Annotated in this window: 14 protein-coding genes and 1 tRNA gene; 10 read left to right on the top strand and 5 right to left on the bottom strand. The window is 64.8% G+C overall.

Annotation, left to right across the window (positions count from 1 at the left end; genetic code table 11):
- Window positions 1–931 (bottom strand): CHASE3 domain-containing protein (locus tag FV230_RS18155; protein WP_147843389.1); only part of this gene is annotated, 931 nt, incomplete at its 3' end.
- A gap of 373 nt (window positions 932–1,304) precedes the next feature.
- Complete coding sequence (locus tag FV230_RS29790) at window positions 1,305–1,463, bottom strand: hypothetical protein (protein WP_187275542.1); 159 nt, start codon at window positions 1,461–1,463, stop codon at window positions 1,305–1,307.
- Window positions 1,464–1,585: 122 nt separating this feature from the next.
- Between FV230_RS29790 and FV230_RS18150 the strand changes: the two genes are divergently transcribed.
- Together FV230_RS18150 and FV230_RS18145 are read left to right on the top strand one after the other, a co-directional pair.
- Window positions 1,586–3,055: an MDR family MFS transporter gene (locus tag FV230_RS18150; RefSeq protein WP_147843388.1), complete on the top strand. Its 1,470-nt coding sequence runs from the start codon at window positions 1,586–1,588 to the stop codon at window positions 3,053–3,055.
- Window positions 3,056–3,334: 279 nt separating this feature from the next.
- Window positions 3,335–3,410: transfer RNA gene (locus FV230_RS18145), tRNA-Ile, on the top strand.
- Between the two features lie 157 nt (window positions 3,411–3,567).
- Here the strand turns inward: FV230_RS18145 and FV230_RS18140 are convergent.
- Window positions 3,568–4,647, bottom strand: a complete 1,080-nt coding sequence (locus tag FV230_RS18140; protein WP_246694907.1) for a site-specific integrase — start codon at window positions 4,645–4,647, stop codon at window positions 3,568–3,570.
- Window positions 4,648–5,001: 354 nt separating this feature from the next.
- Between FV230_RS18140 and FV230_RS18135 the strand changes: the two genes are divergently transcribed.
- From FV230_RS18135 to FV230_RS18110, 6 genes are all read left to right on the top strand, one after another.
- The gene (locus tag FV230_RS18135; protein ID WP_246694906.1) at window positions 5,002–5,361 is read left to right on the top strand and encodes a helix-turn-helix transcriptional regulator; all 360 of its coding nucleotides are present in this window, start codon (window positions 5,002–5,004) and stop codon (window positions 5,359–5,361) included.
- A 308-nt stretch (window positions 5,362–5,669) separates the two neighbouring features.
- Window positions 5,670–5,945: a hypothetical protein gene (locus tag FV230_RS18130; protein WP_243985934.1), complete on the top strand. Its 276-nt coding sequence runs from the start codon at window positions 5,670–5,672 to the stop codon at window positions 5,943–5,945.
- Window positions 5,946–6,894: 949 nt separating this feature from the next.
- Entirely contained in the window at window positions 6,895–7,326 is a 432-nt protein-coding gene (locus FV230_RS18125; protein ID WP_147843387.1) for a hypothetical protein, read from the top strand.
- A 26-nt stretch (window positions 7,327–7,352) separates the two neighbouring features.
- Window positions 7,353–7,799: a helix-turn-helix domain-containing protein gene (locus FV230_RS18120; protein WP_147843386.1), complete on the top strand. Its 447-nt coding sequence runs from the start codon at window positions 7,353–7,355 to the stop codon at window positions 7,797–7,799.
- A 120-nt stretch (window positions 7,800–7,919) separates the two neighbouring features.
- A complete protein-coding gene (locus tag FV230_RS18115; RefSeq protein ID WP_147843385.1) occupies window positions 7,920–8,171 on the top strand; it encodes a DUF4926 domain-containing protein in 252 nt (83 codons plus the stop codon).
- A complete protein-coding gene (locus FV230_RS18110; RefSeq protein WP_147843384.1) occupies window positions 8,168–8,509 on the top strand; it encodes a DUF6883 domain-containing protein in 342 nt (113 codons plus the stop codon). The genes FV230_RS18115 and FV230_RS18110 overlap by 4 nt, the downstream gene beginning before the upstream one ends.
- Window positions 8,510–8,550: 41 nt before the next feature.
- On the opposite strand, the gene FV230_RS18105 is transcribed toward FV230_RS18110, so the two are convergent.
- Window positions 8,551–8,733: a hypothetical protein gene (locus tag FV230_RS18105; RefSeq protein ID WP_147843383.1), complete on the bottom strand. Its 183-nt coding sequence runs from the start codon at window positions 8,731–8,733 to the stop codon at window positions 8,551–8,553.
- A 127-nt stretch (window positions 8,734–8,860) separates the two neighbouring features.
- Between FV230_RS18105 and FV230_RS18100 the strand changes: the two genes are divergently transcribed.
- Together FV230_RS18100 and FV230_RS18095 are read left to right on the top strand one after the other, a co-directional pair.
- Entirely contained in the window at window positions 8,861–9,130 is a 270-nt protein-coding gene (locus FV230_RS18100) for a hypothetical protein (protein ID WP_147843382.1), read from the top strand.
- Between the two features lie 215 nt (window positions 9,131–9,345).
- Entirely contained in the window at window positions 9,346–9,744 is a 399-nt protein-coding gene (locus FV230_RS18095; protein WP_147843381.1) for a hypothetical protein, read from the top strand.
- A 1-nt stretch (window position 9,745) separates the two neighbouring features.
- On the opposite strand, the gene FV230_RS18090 is transcribed toward FV230_RS18095, so the two are convergent.
- Window positions 9,746–10,093 (bottom strand): hypothetical protein, encoded by a 348-nt coding sequence (locus FV230_RS18090; protein WP_147843380.1) that lies wholly within the window; start codon window positions 10,091–10,093, stop codon window positions 9,746–9,748.
- Between the last annotated feature and the right edge of the window lie 145 nt (window positions 10,094–10,238).

The following is a 10,238-nucleotide window of genomic DNA, read 5'->3' as shown; positions in this document are numbered from 1 at the left end:
CGCCCGAATGGGTGATCTCGTCCACCGTCGCCGCCGTCTCCTGCACCGCCGCGAACTGCTCCTCCACCGAGGCCGCCTGCTCCTGCGCCGAGGCGCGGATCTCGGCCGCCGCCGCGTTCAGGTCCGACGTCGCCGCACGGTTCGTCCGGGCCAAGTCCGCAAGCCCCGAGACCATCCCGTTCAGCGTACGCCCGAGGCGACCGATCTCGTTGTGGCCGCCGTCCCCGAGCGTCCCGGACAGGTCGCCCTGACCGACCTGCTCGACGAAGGTCATCACCCGCCCGAGCGGCCGGACGATCACGCGGTTGATGGCGATCCCGATCCCGATGCAGATCAGGAGCGTGATCAGGGCCGCGCCCCACAGGGTCAGGAACGCGGTCCGCTGCGCCTCCGCGACGCGATCGTTCAGCGCGTTCCGGGCATCGTCCTGCTTGGTCTCGATGACGGCGAGCTTTTCGCGCAGGGTGTCGAACAGCTGCTTGCCATTGCCTTCGGCCTCGACGCGCGCCGCCTCGGGCCGTCGCGCCGGGTCGGCGGCCATGCGCACGGCCGGCTCGCCGATCTCGGCCTGCCAGGTGCGGGCGGCGGCGACGGCATCGGCCAGCAGGCGCGACGTCTCGGCCTCGCCGCTCGTCAGCGCCCGAAGCCGATCGATGGTCTCATCGAGCGCCGGGCGGCCGGCCCGATAGGGCTCGAGGCTGCTGTCGCGTCCGGTGATGAGGTACCCGCGCAGCCCCGTTTCCTGGTTGAGCATGGCGCCGCGAAAGGCGTCGAGGCCGCGCGCCACGAGCGTCACCTTGCGACGGGCCTCGGTCGCCTCGTTCAGGCGGTCCAGCGTGAACAGGACCGTGCCGCTGCCGAGGACCGACACGAGCGCGATGGCGCCGATCGCGCCGCCGAGGGTGCGGTTGAGGCCAAACGTGTTCGGCATGTTCAAGCGTTCCTGCGCAGACCTGTGGGCGGCGCCCTGCGGTCCCCTTGCCGGCGCAGTCGGCCGAGTCGGCATTCGAATCAAGTGCGTGCGGGGTTCATCGGTCGACGACGCCAATAGGGATCGTGCATCCGCTCATCAAATCCGGCCCGATTCTAACGTGCCTCTCGAAGCCGGCCGCGCGGCGGATCTCGCCGGCCGCCATGCGCGGATCGCGGCGCCCGGACCGATGCGTGGCGCTGGGGCGTACGCCCCCCGAGATGCCGTGGAGACGGTGCCGCCCGGGCGGCGATGGGAAACCCGTCCCGCACCCGAGGGGCATGACGACCGAGCCGCAGGGCGGCGGGACACGACCCGCGATCGGGAACCGGCCTCAACGCAACAGGGGAAGCTCTGCGCCGAGCAGGCAGAGGCCGACGATGAACAGCCCCGCGCCGATGACCTCCAGTCGCAGGCGATAGGCGGGCATCAGCAGGGACGCCGCGACCAGGCCGGTCCCGACGACGAGGCAGATCAGGCTTGAGGCCAGCATGGGCGGATGTCCTTCCGCCCACCCCCTACGTCGCGCGATCGAGAAAGTTTTGCCGGCGCGGGCGCGGGCCAGCAGATCGCCGTCCTCTGGCGCCGGCGGCGCAAGAGCCCTAAAGCCGGCGCATGCTGAACGCATCGACGACGCGCCGCCCGCTGGTCCTCGCCGCGGTGATGGCGGCGATGTTCATGATCGCGATCGAGGCGACGATCGTCTCGACGGCGATGCCGCAGATCGCGGGCCAGCTCGGCGACCTCCATCTCTACGCCTGGGTGTTCGCCTCCTTCCTGCTGACGCAGACCGCGACCACCGTGGTGTTCGGCAAGCTGTCCGATCTCTACGGCCGGCGCCCGGTGCTGCTGTTCGGCATCGCGGTGTTCCTCGTCGGCTCGCTGCTGTGCGGCATCGCCTGGTCGATGCCTTCGCTGATCCTGTTCCGGCTCGTGCAGGGCGTCGGGGCCGGCGCGATCCAGCCCGTGAGCATGACCGTGGTCGGCGACCTCTACGCGGCCCGCGAGCGCGGACGGGTCCAGGGCTACCTCGCGAGCGTCTGGGGCGTCTCGTCGGTGGCCGGGCCGCTCGCGGGCGGGCTGATCGTCGGGCATCTGAGCTGGCCGTGGATCTTCTGGATCAACCTGCCGGTCGGCGTCCTCGCGGCCGTCCTGTTCCTGCTGTTCCTGCGCGAGGAGGTGGAGCGCAAGCCGCGCCGGATCGACGTGATCGGGGCGGCCCTGTTCACGGTGGCGATCGCGGCGCTGATGATCGCCCTGACCGAGACGTCGGCCGCGCCGGCCCTCGCCGTCGCCGCCGGCCTGACCTTCCTGGCGGCGATCGCGCTGTTCGTGCTGCAGGAGCGGCGGGCCGCCGACCCCATGCTGGATTTCTCGCTGTGGGGGCAGCGCCCGATCCTCACCGCCAACGCCGCGACGCTGCTCTCGGGCATGGCGATCATCGGGCTCACCGCCTTCCTCCCGATGTACGTGCAGGGCGTGCTCCGGCAATCGCCGCTCGTCGCCGGGTTCACCCTGACCCTCATGGTGCTCGGCTGGCCGATCGGCGCGACGACGGCGGCGCGCAGCTTCGTCCGCTTCGGCCTGCGACCGGTCCTGCTGCTCGGCGCCGCCCTGCTACCGATCGGCGCGACGGCCTTCGTGGCCTTGGGCCCGGAGACCTCGCCGGTCGTGGCGGCGGCGGGGTCGATCGTGATGGGCCTCGGCATGGGCTTCCTGTCGACGGCGGCGATCGTGATCATCCAGGACAGCGTCGCCTGGGGGCAGCGGGGGGCGGCCACCGCCTCGAACATCTTCGCGCGCAACCTCGGCTCGACGCTCGGCGCCACCGCGCTCGGCGCCGTGCTGAACTATCGCCTGATCCATCCGGACGGCGGGACCGGGGTGGATCCCGACCAGCTGCGCCGCCTGCTCGACGACCCGGCGAGCCTCGGCGCAGCCGGCGAGGCGGCCCGCCTCAGCCTGCAGCACGCCCTGCACGGCACCTTCTGGACGGTCTTCGCCGTCGCGCTGCTGACGCTGTCGGCATCCCTGCTCGTGCCGCGCGTGGCGATCGCGGAGGCGGCGCCGGCCGTCGCGGAGTAGCATTCGGCAGCTACGCCCGGTGCTCGGCAGCCTCGCGTCCGGGCATTTTCTTCGTATCCGATCGCCCGTCCTGTGCCGCACGCCAGCATCCTGGTTGCCATGCGAGCCGAGACGCGATCGGATCGATCGGAGCGACGGCACGGTCGTCCGAGCCCCCACCCCGCTTGTCGCCGGCACTGGCTCGCGGTAGGCAGGAGCAGGGTTTCCGTCGCCGTCTTGCCGCCCCACGTTGGGCGGCGACGGCTCAGATGCCTAAAAGGCAAGCTGGGACAACGGCTTGGGCCTGTAGCTCAATGGTTAGAGCCGACCGCTCATAACGGTCTGGTTGCAGGTTCGAGTCCTGCCGGGCCCACCAATCATCACAACGACTTAAGCAGGCATCGTTTTATGCCCCGGGGCGGTCGCCCAACGATTTGTCCAACGAAACGCTCTTTTTGCCCCTGTTTTTGAAGGCTCCCGCGGCGCCGGATTGAAAGTCCGGGTGGTGGTGACCGTAGACGTTGATCAACACGTCAGGCGTCATGCCGAGGAAGCCGGACGCCTCCCAGATGCTGACGCCGCGCTGCATCAGCCAAGTCGCCGCGGTGTGCCGGAGGACATGCGGGTGAAGCATCCTCCTCAAGGCCGGCGAGGTAGACCGCCGATGCGAAGGCCGTCTTGACCGACGCAACGGGCTTGCCGTTCCACTCGACCGCGAACTCGGGCATCGTTCCATCGCGGCGCGGCGTCACCGCCCAGCGGCGCAAGTGCGCCACGAGGTGCGATGGCAGCTTCACGACGGGCTGCCTCTTCTTCGTAACGCGATTGCCCTCGGCTCGCCGGTAAAACAGCCCCTTATCGAGATCGACATAGGCCCTGCCCTTACCGCGGTGGAACGAAGCAGCAGCAAGCACTCCGGCAGGTGTGCCGGTATAGAGGCCGAGCAGGATAAACCGCGCGAGGTGCCGAAGTGGGCGCTTGTCGGTCTGAACTGCCTGGCCGAGGTTCGCGCCCCGATGGACGGTTTGCTTCTCGCGGAAGCGCCAGCACACCCAGAGCAGGCGGACGGCCTCCTCTCTCGTTAGGAAGCGGTCTCTCCCCTCCCCTTTCTCTGGCAACGGGACTTTGACGATCCCACGATGCAAGCCTTCGGTCTGGTGATGCCCGATGGCCGCCCGAAGGTCTTCTAGGTCGCGCCGGGCGCCGCCGGTCCGTTTGCTGGCAACGACATAGTCGCGGCACAGTGGCCCTTTGATATCGGACAGGCGTTTGCCACCGAAGAAGTCGTTCAGCCGGCCGATCCGTCCCTTCAGCCGGCGATAGCCGATCGGGTCGGACGCTTCGATCACGCGTCGTCGCGCCTCAAGGTACAAGATCAGCAGGTCCGCGACCGGGATTGCTTCGAGGTCCCGAAGCGACCGCGACGGGGCATGCTTGGCGATGTTGTGCTCTGCGAGTGCGCGTTCGGCTGCTGCAAGATCGCCCTCAAAGCATCCTGTGGGGTACTGCTTGCCTCCGTCGAGGATGAGCCATGCCGCTCGTGACGCGACCTTGCCGCTCCGCTTCCGCTCAGGTCGAAGCCAGAGGCGGGCGGGTTTGCGTTGACGCGGCATAGCTCTCTCATTCTCGCGATGGCGCCGAGGGTCGTCCAATCACGGCCAGCGACGCGCTCGACGGCTAGCCGCCCGCGAGCCTTTTCCGTGCGCAGGCCGGAAGCGGTCATGCCGCCGCCCGGGTAGGCGAGTGCCGCGGCCACATCGAGCCGCAGCGGCGTCTCGTCGGTGATCTCCGATGCGTCGGGGATGTGTAGCGCCCTACCCATCATGGTCGTCCTGGCCCGCACGTATCCCGCGAGCGGTGTCTGCATGTGTCACCTGAGGAGCGTGGCGGGACATTTAGATGGGTCCTTTGTCCGGCAATTTTGATCCGTAGGCGAACTTGTAAACGGACTGGCTTGATGATCGGCGTTGCATGTCTACATGGAAGTGGTTAGATGCACATCATTAGTGCGGTATTGCGCGATATATGTCAACTATTATGTGCATGAAAAGTGCGACATGTTCGCTGCTATGATCACTCCTGCGCAGTGTCGCGCGGCGCGCGCTTTGCTGGATTGGAGCCGTGAGCAGTTGGCCACTGCCGCGAGGATCGGCCTGCGCACCCTCGTGGATTTCGAACGCGGCGCACGCGATCCTCACCACGCGACACTGGAGGCGATCGAGCGTGCTCTGAGTGAGGCTGGAGTGACCACCGACCTCACTAAGGGAACCGGTCTGGGCATTCGGCTCATCGGAAATAACGCTGATACGCAGTCCGATGGCGGGTAAGGCAATGTGTTGATTGTGGCGTCGATTGCTTGGTCCGCCGACAGGCAGCCCAGCACAGGGCGCACACGACGACAGGTTGATGCGGGCAAGTTCCCTGCATCGCGCCTGTGACGCCTCGGGCCGAGTGGTTGCGTAAGGTCGGTGCTGCGGGGAACGAGAACCGCCGACGCCGGCTTATGGCCCGTTCGAAGCCTCGAAGGGGTGGCGGCCCTGCTTGAAGGGGCAAACAGGACCGCCGCAACAGATCGGGCGACCTGCTGGCCGTGGATGCGGCGCCCTCCACGGTGGATCAGACAGGTTGCTGAAGGATGAGCGACGACACGGCAGCCCTGATCCTGACGCTCGCCACCGAGATCGCCGAGTTGCGCGCAGCCCTCGCGGAGGCGCAGGAACTCCTGATCGAGACCGCCGTCGATGCCGGCGAGATGCATGCCCGGCTTGAGGAGGTGCATCGGGAGTTGGCCGTTACACGTGCCGATCGCGACGCCTGGATGATCCGTGCAAGGCGGCAGGCGTCATTATCGCCCCCTACGTCGAGCGCCTTCGCCGCCACGCTGGCCTTACGCTCGCCGCTAATTCGCTAACGCTTCCGACCCATAGCGGACCCCGCCCGCGCGTGAGGCAAAGTGACATACGTGAATTTATGGATTGAGGCATGTCTGCTACCGGGCCATACTGCTCAAAAAATGAATTATCAAATACTAAATATGATTTTGTTTGTATAATACGTAGATTTCTATTATCTCACATAATACTGAGATTAAACTAATCGACAAAGTAAGAACCATAAGCAACCAATATTCCACGGACTTTTTTGATATCACATACAGTCCGTATCGCGATTGGAAACTTCTATTTCTCTATGAGAATGTGAACTTAGTAACGCTTAAAACTGATATGGTCAGACAAGCCCAAGCTTGAATAACCAGCTTCGCACAAGTTAAATTGTCCATACCTATTCGACCTGTTCCGAAAACTATGCCTGTTCCGAAATCTGCCTTCCACCTAGAACGGACCTCGCGCGCGCAAGACCAATTCGCATAAGCGAATTTACAGCTTACTCTTGAACCTACATGCTGCCTTGACCCACATCGTACAGAATGTAAAATCTATGAACCCTTATATAGGATTTGCAACAATCGTTTCTATCATTGGGTGTATACCATTTTTAATTGCGCTTCAAATCAATAAGTTGTCCGGTTTTATAGTTTATATTTTATTTATTGCGTCAACTGTAAGTTCTACTACGCACAAAGTTACCCTTTTCGATCTAATAGTCAGCGGCTTACTAATGTGGGGTATCGTAGTAGGCGGAACTCTGGGGGTTACTGTTAGATCAATCTATCTCTGGTCGAACCGCCATCGCTCAAAGGGAGATGCGAGCCACTGAGCCGAGGGACCGCACTTGGTTCGCATAAGGCGCAGTATGGCGTCCGCTTCCCACCCTTTTCGGACGCTTTGAAGGACTGCCATCCGTCAGGTTTTCACCTGTATGGTTGGACTCGGAGCCCACCCGCACTGGACAGCCACCGAGTGCCGATCCGCCCCGAGCACCGCAACTTCTACCCCATCGACTGGCGCGAACTGTCGGCCATGGTCCGGTTTCAGCGCGCCGGCAGTGCCTGTGAGGGCTGCGGACGGCCGCATGGGCGTATCGTCTACCATCTCGGCGATGGGCGCTGGTGGGACGCTCAGATCGGCGCCTGGCGCGACGGGAAGGGCAAGAACCTCGCCGAACTGCCGACCCTGGATAACCTGACGGGAAGCCTGCGCACGACACGCGTCGTGCTCGCGACGGCGCATCGGGACCACGACACCGCGAACAACGCGGATGCCAACCTCGTCGCGTTTTGCCAGCGCTGCCACGTGAACCACGACCGGCCTGAGCATCAGCGACGGCGCTGGCGAACGCTGTTCCGGCGCCGGGCGATGGGAGACCTGTTTCGGGGAGTCTATTCGCCATGACGGGAGCCAGGCAGGTGCCAGACATCATGGACCCCTACGCCTACCCGCCACGCGGCCTCGATCTCGCTGCTGCTGCTCGATACCTCGGGCTCACCCCCACCGCCTTCAGCGCCCTCGTGCGGGTCGGCGAGCTTCCGTCTGCCCGGCAACTCGGCGTGACCGCCGTCTGGGGCAGAATGGCCCTTGATGCAGCGTTCGAGGCGGCCTCGGCTGATGAGGTGCAGCCCAACGGGAAGCCTCCGCAGAAGCAAAGGGACACGCCCATGATGTCCAAGGAATGGCCGGGCCACCCCAACGTCTACACACCTGAGACGTTGGCCGAGCGGTGGCGGTGCTCGGGCACCCATGTCCGCAACATGATCAAGCGAGGCGACCTGGCAGGGAGTCTGCTCGGGGGGAGGCTGCTTCGCATATCGGCCGCGGTCGTAGCGGCCTATGAGAACGCGGACACGGGCAAGGCGCGAGCCCGATAAGAACCGCGGCGGGGGTTCGTCGTTGTCGCGCAGGTTCATGGGGGATCGGGGAACCCGGTCTATCGGGAAATCGGGAACCGCTGCCTTGCCCAAGTTGGGCAGAGCAGTCATCTTACCGGTATGTCGGTTCAGTTCGCCTACCGCTTCCAGCAGGACCTACCCCCGTCGAGCCTTCAGGACCTCGATGATGTGGTGCTGACGGCTGCGGTGATGAGCGACGATGGTATCTCGATCCCCGCCGGAACCGAAGGCACGATCGTCAGCGTCTTCCGCGGCGGCGAAGCCTACGTGGTGGAGTTCGCCCAGCCGGAGGGCACCCTCGCTTCGGTCGGCCCCGACGAAATCCGCATGGCCGAGCCCGCCGCGTCTTGAGTTCCGATGAAGTCGAGGTTTCGTGGCTGATTGATCGGCCGAAAATCTCGCGCTACCTTCTAGATCTAACAAGCAAGCGTGGTGCCTCAAAGGCCAAATACCTGATGCGCTTCGGGTTCACCCCCGATGATCCGCTAACGCTTGCGAACGCGTTGGCTGAGCATGTGGCTCGCAACCTTCCCGGTGTTCAATCGATCTCGGCGCGAGGCGTGCTGTTGGTGGTGTTTGAGGGGGAAGTGACGGCACCAGACGGCCGCGAAATGCCATTACGGACGGTTTGGGAGCCGCGTGAGCCACGCCAGATGCACTTCGTCACGGCCGTACCGCTCACTCGCTAACCCATCTCGGTAACCGCACTCCGGCGGCTATCCTGCTGCGGCTATTTTTTGGCCTTGCTTGCCTCTTCTCCCGCTACGGCCTCAACCGCCGCGATAGCGTTCTCCAACTCCGCAATTCGCTTCAACGTGCTGTCTGCCGGCATCGTATCGTACTGAGCAGCTTCCATGATGAGGTCGCGCTGGCGTGCCTTGAGACGGTCGAGAAGAGCTTCGAGCTTGTCCATGGCGCGCTGTAGCGAGGCTTACCTAGCCCGACAAGGTAGAGTCTTACTTAATCTCGATCGGCCATACGAGGGTCTACGTCGAGGCAATTTTGGCAGTACCGCTGCCAGTGCAGATGTAGGTAATGGCATGAGCGGGCGTACGAAAGCACACAACCTGACCCGCGAGGAGGGCGCGGGCTACAGCAAGGCGCTTCAGGACATGCGCACTTGGTACGAAGGGCACAACGATTTGGCCAAGCAGCGGATCGAGACGTTGAAGACAGGCCTCGGTGCCACGGATCCAGCCTCGATAACTGCCGTCGCCATGCTGGAGTCCGCGATGGAGGATCGCCAGCAGGCGGTCGCTGAAATCGATCGTCTCTACGCCCAGCAGCGTATCGCGACACTTGGCAGATGAGCGCCGTGCCCAACGACACAATGGGCGGCCAGAGCAAGACTGCCTTGATGAAGCCCGTAGGGGTCAAGCAGGGCCACCCCAGCGGATTGGGAAGAACTGCTGGCTGCCGAGGCAGCATCAGCGATCATACGGCAGAAGGGTTCTCGAAAAATAGCCAGTCACGCCTGCCCCTGGCACTCCCGCGTGTTCTGCAACCGCGTGAGTAGGTTCCCGGCGTGTGCCATCGTCGCCCCGATCACGCCCGCGATGTTGTCGGCGGTCTGGTTGTCGGACGGCTCCGCCCGGGCCATGTTGAGCGGATGGCAGGATGGCGCTTCACCACACCGGGGCAGGAGGCACGCCGCGCCGAGCGTGAGGGGCGCACCCGTCCGCCGATTGATTGGCGGGGCGAGCTGCGCTTCTGGTTCAGCCGAAGCACCTACACGCGCCGAACGGCTCCGATCCTCATGCAGCTCGGCATTTGGCTCGCCGTTGGCACGCTGTTTTTCCTCCATGCCGACGCTTGGCGCCGATCAGGCTCTGGGCTCAGCGCGGCAACCACGATCCTCCTATTTGCGATCCTGGCCTATCCCTTCGTCCGCTACCGCATCGAGCGCGGACGCTGGCCTGACTGATCTACTCGGTTCCAGCGTACAAACCCGCACCCACGCCGAGCCGATCGGTCGGCAGAGCCAGAGGCGGCGCCGGCATCCGTGGCGCCCCGCCCCCGAACGATGCCCGCGCCTTAATCGCACCGACACCGCCGACAAGGGCGCGTTGCCCGACCTTGGCGCCATAGGTGCCCGCCGCCGCCGGCAGGCCGCCGACCTTGAACGCGATCATGCCCGCGAGCACGTCGAGGGCCTTCGCCGCGACGCTGGCCGTGCGCTCGCCGCCGGGCCGCATCGAGCCATCCGGCAGGATCGTTGCCCGCAGCGCGCCCGCGAACCGGCGCAACTGCGCAAGCTCATCCGGGGCGAACAATTCGCGAGCTGGTCAGCCCCCATTGAAGTGGTCCGCCCTTTGGTATGGCTTTTGAGCCTGGAGGACGGACAAGATGGCAAAGCCCCCGAAGCCCGAGGAGATCGTCGCGAAGCTACGTCAGGCAGACGTGCTGATCTCACAGGGC

The organism is Methylobacterium sp. WL6, from assembly GCF_008040095.1.
Classification (GTDB): Bacteria; Pseudomonadota; Alphaproteobacteria; order Rhizobiales; family Beijerinckiaceae; genus Methylobacterium.
This window is presented reverse-complemented; position numbering and strand designations above follow the sequence as displayed.